Annotated in this window: 9 protein-coding genes and 2 pseudogenes; 5 read left to right on the forward strand and 6 right to left on the reverse strand. The window is 65.9% G+C overall.

Translation table 11 applies throughout. The annotated features are described in order from the left end of the window. The first annotated feature begins 160 nt into the window (after positions 1-160). Positions 161-1,324 carry a serine hydrolase gene (locus H8F24_RS15875; RefSeq protein WP_231597898.1) on the forward strand — a complete coding sequence of 388 codons (1,164 nt, stop codon included), beginning with the start codon at positions 161-163 and terminating at the stop codon, positions 1,322-1,324. A gap of 162 nt (positions 1,325-1,486) precedes the next feature. Here the strand turns inward: H8F24_RS15875 and H8F24_RS15880 are convergent. Beyond that, positions 1,487-4,687 (reverse strand): annotated as a pseudogene (locus H8F24_RS15880) (efflux RND transporter permease subunit). Beyond that, on the reverse strand, positions 4,666-5,913 hold the full coding sequence (locus H8F24_RS15885) for an efflux RND transporter periplasmic adaptor subunit (protein ID WP_231597899.1): 1,248 nt from the start codon (positions 5,911-5,913) through the stop codon (positions 4,666-4,668). The pseudogene H8F24_RS15880 and the gene H8F24_RS15885 overlap by 22 nt, the downstream one beginning before the upstream one ends. Positions 5,914-6,102: 189 nt before the next feature. On the opposite strand from H8F24_RS15885, the gene H8F24_RS15890 reads away from it, so the two are divergent. From H8F24_RS15890 to H8F24_RS15900, 3 genes are all read left to right on the forward strand, one after another. Continuing rightward, positions 6,103-6,648 (forward strand): PadR family transcriptional regulator, encoded by a 546-nt coding sequence (locus tag H8F24_RS15890; protein WP_197170214.1) that lies wholly within the window; start codon positions 6,103-6,105, stop codon positions 6,646-6,648. Between the two features lie 157 nt (positions 6,649-6,805). Next, complete coding sequence (locus H8F24_RS15895) at positions 6,806-8,479, forward strand: YdiU family protein (protein WP_197170215.1); 1,674 nt, start codon at positions 6,806-6,808, stop codon at positions 8,477-8,479. 719 nt (positions 8,480-9,198) lie between these two features. Next, a complete protein-coding gene (locus H8F24_RS15900) occupies positions 9,199-9,657 on the forward strand; it encodes an AAA family ATPase (RefSeq protein ID WP_197170216.1) in 459 nt (152 codons plus the stop codon). A gap of 18 nt (positions 9,658-9,675) precedes the next feature. Here H8F24_RS15900 and H8F24_RS15905 read toward each other — a convergent pair whose 3' ends face one another. From H8F24_RS15905 to H8F24_RS20275, 4 genes and pseudogenes are all read right to left on the reverse strand, one after another. Continuing rightward, positions 9,676-9,975 (reverse strand): DUF86 domain-containing protein, encoded by a 300-nt coding sequence (locus H8F24_RS15905; RefSeq protein WP_197170217.1) that lies wholly within the window; start codon positions 9,973-9,975, stop codon positions 9,676-9,678. Between the two features lie 40 nt (positions 9,976-10,015). After that, on the reverse strand, positions 10,016-10,312 hold the full coding sequence (locus H8F24_RS15910) for a nucleotidyltransferase family protein (protein ID WP_197155543.1): 297 nt from the start codon (positions 10,310-10,312) through the stop codon (positions 10,016-10,018). Positions 10,313-10,354: 42 nt separating this feature from the next. Then, positions 10,355-10,684 (reverse strand): annotated as a pseudogene (locus tag H8F24_RS15915) (DUF3427 domain-containing protein); the annotation flags it as partial. After that, entirely contained in the window at positions 10,683-10,811 is a 129-nt protein-coding gene (locus H8F24_RS20275) for a hypothetical protein (RefSeq protein ID WP_370594762.1), read from the reverse strand. The gene H8F24_RS20275 and the pseudogene H8F24_RS15915, both read right to left, overlap by 2 nt. A gap of 345 nt (positions 10,812-11,156) precedes the next feature. Here H8F24_RS20275 and H8F24_RS15920 point away from each other — a divergent pair, with 345 nt between their 5' ends. Then, complete coding sequence (locus H8F24_RS15920; RefSeq protein WP_231597702.1) at positions 11,157-12,500, forward strand: IS110 family transposase; 1,344 nt, start codon at positions 11,157-11,159, stop codon at positions 12,498-12,500. Positions 12,501-12,523: the final 23 nt, after the last annotated feature.

The following is a 12,523-nucleotide window of genomic DNA, read 5'->3' on the forward strand; positions in this document are numbered from 1 at the left end:
GATGGATCCCGGTGGTTTCTCGATGAAGCGACAAGGCGACGTAGCGTTGCCGCTTCCTGCTCGAGCGGGTATGGATGGCCGCTGGTTCGCCCTACGGGCCAGGCGCGTCCTGGGCGGTGTGCTCGCATTCTGCCTGAGCGGAGCTGACCCCGTCTGGGCCATGCAGGCCAGCGAGGCAGCCGCGGCGGATTCGCCCCAGGCGGCCGCCATCCTTCGGATCGTTCGCAACCGTATGGCTGTTGATCACCTGCGGGCGGTGATTGTGCGCGTCACGATCGACGGCAAGGAGGTTGTCACCGAGGCGATGGGCGAGTCGATCACGGGCGTGCCCGCCACGGAGGGCATGCATTTCCGCAACGGTGCGGTCGCCATCTCCTACGTGGCGACGCTGCTGCTGCAACTGGTCGACGAGCACAAGGTGCGTCTCGACGACAAGCTCTCGACCTGGCTGCCGGACATCCCGAATGCGGATCGGGTCACGCTTGGTCAGCTCGCCCAGATGACCTCCGGCTACCGCGACTACGTGATCGGCAACGACGCGTTCGTCCAGGCTCTGCTCGAAAACCCGTTCCGTCAGTTTTCGGTACAGGATCTGCTCTCCTACGCGAACCTTCAGACGCTCTGGTACGAGCCCGGAACGAGCTGGAATTACGCGCACACGAATTACGTTCTCCTCGGTCTGGCGCTGGAGAGAATCACGGGCAAGACCATGCCCGTGCTGATGCAGGAGCGGATCTTCGGACCCCTGAACATCCGTAACACCCGGGATCCCGGCGGCACGCCCGTGATCGCGCCGCCGGTGCTTCACGCCTTCTCGTCGGAACGGCGCCAGGCCCTCGGCATCGCCCCAGGAACGCGCTTCTACGAGGAGTCGACCTACTGGAACCCGTCGTGGACGCTCAGCCGCGGCGCAGTCCAGTACACCACCATCCACGACATGGCGACGTCCGCCGAGGCGATCGGGACGGGTCGGCTGTTGTCGCCGGAGACCCACAGGCAGCAGATCTCTCCGAAGCTTCGGGGCTTCGGCAAGCCGATCGAGGGCTGTGCGACCTGCGCCACCCTCAACGACTTCTACACCTATGGGATCGGGATCGTCCTCTCAGGCCCCTGGCTGCTGCAGAACCCGCTGTTCTCTGGACAGGCCGGGGTGATGGCCTACCTGCCCTCGCAGAAGATCGCGATTGCGGTGGCGGTCACCTTCGACGAACAGGCCTTCGACTCCAGCGGTGCGTACCGCAACTCAGCTGATGACATCTTTCGCGCGATCGGCGCCTACCTGGCGCCGGAGGAACGCCCGCCCATCAGGCCCAGCAGCCGGTAGAACTCCTCCAGGACGTCGTTGACGAAGAAGTGATCATCCCCCTGGATCCCGTCACCGTGGCCAGCCTCGATGTCACACCGCCACCGCCAGCTCCGGATTGAACTCCGCAGGGATCGGCTGCTGCTGAATGAATCCAGGAGATGGCGAAGGAGGGTGCGAAGGTCATTCTGGTTTCCTTCCCAGAGCATCAGCTGATCCACGGCTTCGTTCACGTGGATGATGCGGTTTCACCAACCGTGATGATCGCGCTTGCGGTGCTGCGGACGCTGTTGTGGGCACTGGACACAGCGTGCCCCGCATCAGCAGGCTGTGGGCGGCCGGCACATAGAACAGGGCCAGGGCGGTGGCCCCCAGCAGACCGCCCGACACCGCGATCGCCAGCGGCGGCCAGAAGCCGGTGGGATCCAGCATCAGCGGCAGGAAGCCGGTCACGGTGGTGAGCGTGGTGGTGATCACGTGGCGGGTGGCGGGCAGCACAACGGTGGTGGTGGCGGCAGGGTCGCCGCTGGCGGCGAGTGGATCGGTGCGGATGGCGTTGAGCACCACGATCGCGTCGTTGATCGCCAGGCCGATCAGGCCGAGCGTGCCCAGGATGGCGGTGAAGCCGAACAACGATCCGCTCAGCTTCAGGGCCAGGGCCGCCAGACCGACCGACAGCAACGCCACCGAGGCGATCAGAGCCGCCAGGCGGAAGGAGCGGAACGACAGCACCAGGGTGGCGGTCATCAGGATCGTCAGCACCCCCACCGTGGAGAGCAGGTTGGCGATGGCATCACCGCGGGCATCGGCTTCACCGCCGTAGGACAGCGTCACCCCGGCCGGCAGTTGCCAACCCTCCTGGTCCAGCTGCTGCCGGAACCCGCCCAGCACGGCATCGGGCAGCGACCCGGCGGAAAGAAAGGCCTGCACGGTGTTGATGCGCTGCCCGTCACGCCGATCGATGGAGGCCAGCTCCGGTTCCAGCCGCAGGCGTGCCAGGGCCGAGAGCGGCAGGCTGTCGCCACTGCTGGGAGACACCACATCCAGGGAGGCCATCTGCTGAAGATCCTCCCGCTGGGCTTCGGCCACCTGCACCCGCACCGGCAGGCTGGTGACGCCTTCGAGGATCGAACCGCCCACGACCCCTTCGAGGCCGGCCTGCAGTTGCCGGGCGATGGCGCGGTTGTTGAGGCCGCTGCGCTGGGCCTGCTGTTCATCCACCGCCAGGGCCAGACGGGGCAGGGCTTCGCTGAGGCTCGCACTCGTGTGGGTCACCGCCGCCTGTTGCGCCAGGCGCTGCCGCAGCTCATCACCGATCTGCCGCAGCTGCGTCAGGTCGGGGCCCTGCAGGCGCAGCTCGATCGGTGCCTCGAAGGGCGGACCCTGCTCCAGCTGCTTGACCAGCATCTGCGCTTCCGGGAAGGTCCGGTCCAGGCTCTCCTGAAGGGAGCGAAGGGTGTCACGGAGGCGAGAGATGCTGTGAAGCTGCACCAGGCCTTGGGCGTAATGGGGCGCGTTCTCCTGGGAGGCGACCACGTTGTAGAAGAACAGCGGCGCGCTCTCGCCCAGGAACCAGTGCACATCGGCGACGCCGGGATGCTCGCGCAGGCGCTGGCGGGCGGCCAACGCCAGCGCTTCGGTGCGGTCCAGGGTGCTCTGCTGCGGCAGGCGCATCTCGATCTGGAACTGGTCGCGGTTGGTGGGCGGAAAGAACTGCTGCTCGAGGCTGCCGAAGGCCACGAAGCCGAGCACCGGCAGCACCAGCGACAGGGCCACCCCCTGTCAGGGATGCCGCAGGGCGTGCTGCACGGTGCGGCGGTATCGGGTCGCGAGCAGGGGCAGCGACAGCCCCTGCTCCCACCAGCGCGCCCGTGGCCCCAGAGGCCGCCAGTGCTGCAGACGGGCGGTGAGCGCCGGGATCACCGTGAGGGAGAGGAACAGGGAACTGGCCAGCGCCAGGATCACCGTGAGGCCGATCGTGCCGATGAATTCCCCGGTGGCCCCCGGTGAGGTGGCGATCGGCACGAAGGCCAGCACCGTGGTGAGCGTGGCGGCCAGCATCGGCACCAGCAGGTAGCCCACCGACTGACGCACCGCGGCGCCGGCGGAGACACCGCTGCGCAGGCGTTGCTGCATCTCATCGACCACCACGATGGCGTTGTCGATCAGCAGCCCCAGAGCAATCACCAGGCCGGTGGCTGACATCTGATGCAGAGGAATCGCCAGGAGCCGCATCCAGCCGAACACCATCAGGGCGGCGAGGGGCAGGGCCGTCCCCACCACCAGCGCCGCCCGGCCACCGAGCATCAGCACCGACACGGCCACCACCATCAGCGCGCCGGTGATCAGGTTGCCGATCACACCATCGAGGCGCTCCTGCACGTAGCGGCTCTGATCCAGCACCGTGTGCAGCCCGAGGCCTTCGGGCAGGGCTGCGCGAACCTCCTCCAGCTGCGCGCGCGCCTGCTGCGCCCAGCGGTCCACACGTTCACCGGAGGCCACCGTGGCCGACACCACCACGGCGGGATGGCCGTGCACCAGCGCCAGCCGACTGGCGGGGCTGCGCACGCCCCTGCTCACCGCTGCCACCTGCCCCAGGCGGGTGCTGGCGCCATCGGCGCCCGTTTGCACGGGGATGGCGCGGATGCGCTCCAGCGAATCCAGGGCGCCATCCACCTGGAGCAGCAGCGCGCTGCGAGCGCCCCGCACCTGCCCGGCCGCCTCCTTGGCATCACTGGCGGCGATGCGCTCGGAGAGGCCCTGGGCCGTGAGCCCGAGTCGGGCCAGGTCTCGGGCACCGATCGCCACCTGGATCTCCTCGTCTGGCTCGCCGCTGAGTTCCAGTTTGTCGGTGCCGGGAAGGGCGCGCAGGCGGGTTTCCAGATCCTCCGCCAGGCGGGCCAGCAGCCCCAGATTGGCGGGTCCGGGCAGGTCCCAGGTGAGCCCGACGATCAGGGCACTGGCGCCGATGTTGCCGTCGCGGAATTCCGGACCTGAGGCCTCTGGCGGCAGCAGGGGGGTGGCATTGTCGAGCTTGCTGCGCACCTTGCTCCAGGCCGGCTCCACATCTCGGATCGAATCCTTCAGAGCCACGGCGATCATTGAGGTGCCGGCGGACGAGGTGGAGTCGAGATGGTCCACCTCCTGCAGTTCCAGCAGGGCATCTTCGAGTGGTTCGGTGAGCAGCGATTCGACCCGCTCCGGCGTGGCCCCCGGCAGGGCGGTGATCACCAGGGCATTGCGCTGGGTGATCAGCGGATCCTCCAGCCGCGGCAGGGTGAGCAGCGACGACAACCCCCAGACCACCACCAGCAGCAGGGTGAGCAGCAGCAGCTGCCGGTTGCGATGAAAGAGATCGAGCATCAGATCGCTGCCTGCACCCATTGGCCCGGCACGACGCGATGGGTGCCGGTGGCGATCACCTGTTCACCGGGGCGAAGGGTGCCGCGCACCAGCGAGCGATCGCCTTCGGTGTGCACCATCTCCACCAGGCGCCGGGCCACCTGCCGTGCCGGTTGTGGGCCTTGCGCTGCAGCCGCCTTGCCTTGGGTCGTCGAAGCGGGCACGAGCACGAAGACCGACCAGAGGCCCCGTTCCGCTGCCACCAGGGCGTCGGTGGGCAGCCAGAAGCCCGCCCCCCGTTCGCTGCGCTGCAAGGAGAGGCGGGCCGTCGCTCCCACCGGCAGATCCGCTGCCGGCAACCGCAGGACCACCGTGGCCGTGCGGCTGCCGGCATCGAGTTGCGGCAGCACGGCGCTGATCGTGGCCGTGAGGCGGCGGTCGCCCACGCTCACAGGATGGCTTTCGCCCACCCGCAGGACCTGGGCGACGTCCGGAGGCACCCCCACGCGCAGTTCACGGGGGGCGGCTTCCACCAGGGTGAGCAGTGCCTGGCCGCCACTCACCACCACACCCTCATCAATCAGGCGCTCGCTGACCGTGGCGGCGAAGGGGGCCACGAGCACGCTGCGGGCCAGGTCGACATCGATCTGGCGCAGGCGGGCGCTGAGGTCATCGACCTGGCTGTCGGCCTGATCGAGGCGGCTGACCAGTGCCGCGGCGCCATAGATCTGCTGGTCGAGGTCTTCGAGGGAGATCGCCCCCTGGGCATGGAGCTTGCGGCGGCGTTCCCGCTGCAGCTCCGCCAGGGTGAGCTGCTGGCGCACTTCCTGCACGGCGGCCCGGGCGGTGCGCTGCTGCGCCAGCAGCTGCTGGCGCTGAGCCAGCAGCCGGCGGTTGTCGAGGCGGGCCAGCGGCCGGCCGGCCAGCACCGGATCCCCCTCTTCCACCAGCACCTGGGCCACGGTGCCGGCGAGCTCGAAGCCGAGGCTGCTGCTGCGGCCGGCCACCACCTCGCCGCTGTACTCCCGGCTGGTGCGGTACTGACTCACAGGCTGTGCCGTGACCACGGACACGGGCAGGGCCCTGGCCACAGGCGGACGGGGACGCTGGGCGACGGCCAGGGCGAGGCCCATGGCGGCGGTGAGTGGCAGCAGCCAGCGCAGCTGGCGGGAGGGTAGATGCTGCAGCAGTTGCCGCAGGGCCGGGTGCCGCAGCTGCGGCGGCGCGTGGGCGCCTGGAGCAGGCAGGGCACCGGAGGCGGAATCCATGGCGGCACGGCGGTGAGACCAACGTTGCTAGGCAACGCGTTGGGTATTCGCGAAAGTGTATGCACAACAAGTTGACTAGGTCAACCGCGCCTGCGCGCTGCCGTCGTCGCCTCGGTGGTCGTCCCAGTGGTCGCGACGGGGGTGCGGGAGGAAGATCGGAAGGCCCAGCACCGCTGCCGATCGTTCCCCATGGCCCTGGCTCACACGATCCTCACGGTGCTGAGTGAGAAGCCCGCCAGCGGCTACGACATCAGCAAGCAGTTCGAGGAAACCGTCGTCTGCTACTGGAAGGCCACCCAACAGCAGATCTACCGGGAGCTGGGAAAGATGGAGAAGCAGGGGTGGGTCTGCTGCCAGGTGGTGCCGCAGCTGGGAAAGCCCGACCGCAAGGTCTACGCCATCACCGAGACGGGCCGACAGGAACTGAGCCGCTGGTCGGCGGAGCCCACATGGCCCACCCCGATCCGGGAGGACCTGCTGGTGCGGGTGCTGGGTGGTCCGTACGGATCGCGCACGCAACTGCTGGAGGAAGTGCAGCGCCGTCGCGCCATCCATGGCCAGCAGCTGGCCTCCTACCAGGAACACGAAGCGGAGGTCCTGGCCCACGCCGCGTTGCCCCTGCAGGAGCAGTTCCGCTATCTCACCCTGCGCCGCGGCATCCTTTACGAACAGGAGTGGATCCGCTGGTGCGATGAGGTGATCGCCTTCCTGGACGCGCAGCCGCCAGGCTGCTGAGGCGGGTTCAAGCGCGAACGCACCCTCAGACGGCGTGACACCTGCAGGGCCGCCGCTGATGGCGGCGGGCTCGCCAGGATGATGACCTCAGCGTCAGGGCCATGCCCAGGCGGCTCAACACCCCGAGAGACCAGTGCCGACAACAGTGACGAAAGGAGTGACGACCACCACCTTCGCGGAGTTTGCCCAACGGGCCGACTATTCGCTGCTGGATGCACTGCAGCCGGATCCTCAGGCCAGCGGCGACGGCCACGATCACCAGCCCCGCCAGGTGTTCTCCGGTCATTACGTGCCGGTCACACCCACGGCGATTCCCGCGCCGGAGGTGGTGGCGCACAGCAGAACCCTGTTCCACGACCTGGGCCTGAGCGATGAGCTGGCCCACGACGACCAGTTCCGTCGTCTGTTTTCCGGCGACATCAGCGTGGCGATGCAACCGATGCGACCGTTTGGCTGGGCCACCGGTTATGCCCTCTCGATCTACGGGACCGAATACATCCAGCAGTGCCCGTTCGGCACCGGCAACGGCTATGGCGATGGCCGGGCCATTTCCGTGTTCGAAGGTGTGTTCAAGGGCAAACGCTGGGAGATGCAACTCAAAGGCGGTGGCCCCACGCCTTACTGCCGCGGGGCCGATGGACGCGCTGTGCTCCGCTCCAGTGTGCGCGAGTTTCTGGCGCAGGAGTTCATGCACGCCCTGGGGGTGCCCACCTCCCGCTCGCTGACGCTGTACATGTCGCGGGCCGAAACGGTGCGCCGGCCCTGGTATTCCCCGAACTCCCGGTCGTTCGATCCCGACATCCTGGTGGACAACCCAGCGGCGATCACCACCCGCGTGGCCCCCTCGTTTCTGCGGGTCGGCCAGCTGGAACTGTTCGCCCGTCGCGCCCGCAGCGGTGCGCACCCGGATGCACGGAACGAGCTGCGGTTGATCGTGGCGCACCTGATCGAGCGGAACTACCGGCCGGAGATTGATCCGGCTCTGGAGTTCAGCGATCAGGTGGTGGAGCTGGCGCGATTGTTCCGCGGGCGGCTTACTTCCCTGGTGGCCCACTGGATGCGGGTGGGCTACTGCCAGGGCAATTTCAACAGCGACAACTGCGCCGCCGGTGGCTACACGCTCGACTACGGCCCGTTCGGCTTCTGCGAACGCTTTGATCCGCGCTTTCAGCCCTGGACCGGCGGCGGCGAGCATTTCTGCTTCTTCAACCAACCGGCGGCGGCGGAAGTGAACTACGGGATGTTCTGCAAATCGCTGCTGCCGCTGCTCGAGGGCAACACGCAGGCGCTGGCAAGGCTGGATGCGATCCGCGCCGGCTTCGCTGAAGCGATGGCTCAGGCGCTCGAGGCGATGTGGGCCAGCAAGCTCGGCCTGATCAACACCGACGCCGAGCTGGTGAACGAACTGCTGCAGCTGATGGTGAGCTCCAAGCTGGATTACACGATCTTCTTCCGCAGGCTGTCTGACATCCCCGAGCACGTCTCTGCTCTGCAGGAGAGCTTCTACCTGCCCTGCTCCGAGCAGCTCGATGGGCAGTGGACGCAGTGGCTGCAACGCTGGCGGGATCGCCTCACGGCAGGTGGCGACATCAACGCGACATCCGCCGCGATGAAACGGGTGAACCCGGCCGTGACCTGGCGCGAGTGGCTGATTGCTCCGGCCTATGAGAAGGCTGCGGAAGGTGATTTCTGCCTGGTCAGGGAACTTCAGGAGGTGTTCCGCCATCCCTACGACGAGCTGCCTCCGGAGCTGGAGGCGACGTACGACCGCCTCAAGCCCCGGGAATTCTTCAACGCCGGGGGCGTGTCGCACTACAGCTGTTCGTCGTGATGGGTGCTCAGGGCAGCACCCGCTTGGCCAGCTGCTGCAGGCGATAGACGATCCACGCTGATCAAGGTGGCGGCTTCCCGCCGGGCCAGCGCCAGATCGAGATCAGCCCGGTGAGCGGGCTTCAGCGCAACCCACTGGACGCACAGCGCTTGCCGGCGCCATCTACCGCTTCGTGCCGGCCGGGCCTCCCACGACCGACAGGCGGACCGCGGCGAGATGGTGGGGGCCCTGGCCCGGGAGGGAGGCCTGCCGGCGGTGCTGTGGGCCGGCCCTGAACGGCTGAGCCGCCAGATGCGGCAGGGGGAGCAGCCGGTGCAGGGGGGGGCGCCAGGCACCGGTGCTCCTGCGCCTGGGCTTTTCGGCCGATCCCTTCTCCTATGCGATCGCGCTGGGCTACCCCCAGGAGCCGCAGACGGCCTTCGCGCTCGATCCGGCCCTGAAGGGGGAATGGATCTGGGCCGGCGGTAGCTTCCATCCCCGCGCCGTGCTCAGCCGCTCGAGCGGGCAGGCCGATCCCGACCGGAGCCTGTTCCAGAGCGGCGCCGATCCGCAGGAGCAGCCGGAGGTGCACCTGCTGCGTGAGCAGATCCTCAGCTGGCGCTTCTACGAAAGCTTCCGCACCGATGCCGGCGCGCCGGCGCGGCAGCCAAGGGTGGGCACCCGCTGCTTCGCCCTGGCCGGCGACGGCGGCGACCTGCCGGCCGCGGTGCCATCTGAGCGTGAGCACGGAGGAGGGGCTGTTCCGGCTGCGCTTCCACCAGCCGGGCCTGCTGCGGCCGCTGGATGCCGCGGAACTCTCGGACGGCACGCTGCGCTACATCCTGCTGACGGTGGCGCTGTTCAGCCCGCGCCTGCCGCCGCTGCTGGTGCTCAACGAAGACCGACATCGTGCTGGCGCCGATGCGCAGGCCGCGCAGCAGAAAGCGGCCGAACGTCTCCAGCCGGGGTGCTGTGGGCCTCGTCATCGGCGGAACGTCGGCCAGTCGGCGCCGGAGCTGAACGTGGGCGGCATTGTGAGCCATTACCCCACCAGCCTGCACCGCCAGGTGCTGCAGGCTGTCATGAGATCGGTCTGGCCGCGGCGGTCTAGCTGGGTTCGTGCCGGAGCACACCTTCGCGGTGGATCCAGGGGGCGTCGTTGCGGAGGGGGACTCGCCAGAGCGAGACCAAGGCCATGAATGTGAAAGCTGATCGTCTCAGGCCAGCACGGCCTCGAGCTGAGTGATCAGCAGGGGCAGCTCCACCTGCACGACATCCCAGACCACATCAAGGTCGACACCCAGGTAGCCATGGATCAGCTGATTGCGCATGGCCACGATCTCACGCCAGGCGATCTCTGGATGGGCAAGTCTTACCTCAGGCGGGATGCGGGCTGCTGCTTCGCCGATGAGTTCGATGTTGCGGAGAACCGCGTCCTGTACCAGTTGGTTGTCGAAGAACTGGTCGCGGTTCAGACCAGCGCAGTAGTCCACAGCTCGACGTGCAAGTTGATCCATGTCCCGGGCGTAGAGCCGCCAGTCACGACCAGACGGGCGATCAGATGCTGATGGCATCAGCCTCCACGCTCTGCCGCAACTCCTGCCTGAGCGCCTGTTCCGTCACCAGGTCCACGGACCTGCCGAGAAGATCCTCCAGAAACACCTGGAGGCCATAGAACCGCCTGGCGGTGGAGGGGGCTTCGAACGCCACCAGCAGATCCACATCGCTCTCTGGAGTGGCCGCTCCCCGTGCCCATGAGCCGAAGATCCGGAGGCTGCGCACACCGAAGCGCTCGCTCCAATCGGGCGCGTGCTCTCTGAGCAGGCGGATCAGGTCGTCGGCGGTCTCAGCCATTGCGCAGGAGCTTGTGGGAGGCGCTCGGCAAGCGATCGAACGCTAAACCGCCAACGCCATCACCGGTAGCCAAGCCGCCGGTATCGGCCGCTCCAGCCTCCATCGAATCGCCATCGGCCGCTCCGCCTCGTGGCTTTCGTAGCGGACAAACCCCAGACACCGAAACGGCTCGGTGACACCCTCGGCGCGGCCCCCTTCGCGCCGGTGCTCGCGCACGAACCGCAGCACCCGTGAACCCCGCGTCTCGTGGTGGATGTACCGCTGGCCGCTGGGGGAGGCGGCTGTGGTGATGCTCTGGCTCTCCCAGGGGAACAGGGAGGGGCCCAGGGCCAGGTCGCGGGTGCGGGTGGTGGGGGAGAAGAGGGCGTCGTCAGACAGATGAACGAACTTCTACCCATGGCTCTCCTTCAAGAAGGCTGGCGATGGCCTGATCAAGCGTTCGCAGCAGAACCGCTTGAAGGGCTTTGTTGGAGCTGTTTCCCACACGAAGCCAGATCACCTGTGGTGGGGGACCTTGCTTGAAGAGGAGAGCGAGGAAGTCGCGATCCCCCCAGTGTCAGCAAACGAACCAGTACGCGCGTACGCCCTCGCGCCCGAAACACCCACGGCCAAGCCAGAGCGCCCTTGCCACTCTGGTCATGAGGACATCGGGCCATGGCCGATGACATCTTTGGAGGCCTGACCCCGAAAGCAAACGTGGCCTGGGATTCGAATTGCGCTCCCTGCCCTGGCGACGGCTCGACTGACCAATGAGTTAGTCGGCCGATCCCGATTAGGAATTTGCTGATTTTAGTGCGCGAATCCTGCCTGATGCCCTCCCGATCACCTAGTGAGTCCTTAAGCCATGGGAGAACCAATTTCAGCAGGCAAGCGCCGAGCTCGTCTGAAAGTCATTAACCCTCGTTCCGCTGGAATTGATGTCGGCAGTAGATTCCACGTTGTTGCTGTTCCTGTCGAGCTTGATCCGAATCCCGTCCGCAAGTTTTCAAGCTTCACAAAGGATCTAATCGCACTCGCCGAATGGCTGCTGGCAGTTGGAATTAGCACCATTGCCATGGAGTCCACTGGAATCTACTGGGTTCCGCTTTACGAGATTCTCTCTGGCAAAGGCATTGACGTCTTTCTTGTTAATGCCAGGCACGCCAAGAATGTTCCGGGCCGCAAGACGGATATCAACGATGCACAATGGCTTCAGCAGCTCCACAGCTACGGCCTGGTGAGAGCAAGCTTTCGTCCAGACCAAAAAATCACAGAACTACGCTCATATCTGCGGCAGCGTGATCAACTTGTTCGATACCGCTCGTCTCATCAGCAACACATCCAGAAGGCGCTGATGCTTATGAATCTTCAGCTTCATCATGTTGTCAGAGATATCAGCGGACTAACCGGTAGGCGAATCATCGATGCCATACTTTCAGGTGAGAGGGACCCCGAAAGACTCGCTTCTCTCCGAGACAGACGCTGCAAGGAGAGCGCGGCAACAATTGCGGCTGCTCTTGAGGGGAACTACCAAGACGATCACTTGTTCTCTTTGAAGATCGCAGTTGAGCTCTTTGACACCTATTCAGAGAAGATCAGGGCCTGCGAGCTTGCGGCACAATCATTGATGACAGAGCTTGCCGGCTCGGACTATCAAGATCCAGGCAGTCAACCTGGGGATTGGAAGATATGCGGACATGGCTTTGCATTTAACCCAACCCACCTAATTCAAGCCTTGTCAGGCCACAATCTTCTAAGGCTTCCGGGATTAGGACCAACAACAGTTCTCACGCTCATTAGTGAGTGTGGGTTGGACATGAAGCGCTGGCCCAGTGCCCAGCATTTTGTGTCATGGCTGGGACTCAGTCCTCAGAACAGGATCTCAGGGGGAAAGGTACTTTCTTCACGAACACGACAGGGCACTACGCGAGCAGGTAGTGCCTTTTGGATGGCTGCCGTACCGCTGGGAAGAACGAATACTGCACTGGGTGCTTTTCAACGTCGTCTGGCAGCACGTGCCGGAAAGAGTAAAGCATTAATTGCTACTGCCCGAAAGCTTGCCATTCTTTACTACAAGACGCTCCGTGATGGTTTGGTATATCAGGATCCCGGTGCTGCCGCATATCAGGAGGAATCAAGGGATCGTCAGATTCGTGGTCTCCAGCGACGCGCCATTGCCCTTGGTTTTCAACTTGTTGCCTCTGCTTGAGGTGTGGTCAGTCAGCCGAGATC

The organism is Synechococcus sp. CBW1002, assembly GCF_015840915.1.
Lineage (GTDB): Bacteria > Cyanobacteriota > Cyanobacteriia > PCC-6307 > Cyanobiaceae > CBW1002.